At 56.4% G+C, this 282-nt stretch carries 1 protein-coding gene; it reads right to left on the reverse strand.

Annotated features, from left to right (window positions below; translation table 11 throughout):
* On the reverse strand, nucleotides 1–282 hold a 282-nt coding region (locus tag ACZYR9_RS27805), incomplete at both ends, for an endolytic transglycosylase MltG (protein ID WP_488981520.1).

Genomic DNA, 282 nt, shown 5'->3' on the forward strand with positions numbered 1-282 from the left:
ATATCCGCCCCCACGGTTCCCGGCAGCCCTTTATAGCTTTGCGCCGCCTGAAGAATGACCGAGCTGTCGAACCCATGCTCCGCTTGATGCTTCTCGGCGATCTGCCGCACCGTAAACCCTTCGGGAACCGTAAGGCGCAGCCCCGCTTCCTTGACCGTCTCTCCCCGGTTCAGCTGCCCGATAATTTCATCAGGCGAAAGCCCCGGTTTCATGTCATAGTCCCCGGCCTTAAAGCGGCCGCCCTCCTGCTTATATTTCAGATACAATGTAAAAATATCAGCA

This window comes from Paenibacillus sp. F024, assembly GCF_057814255.1.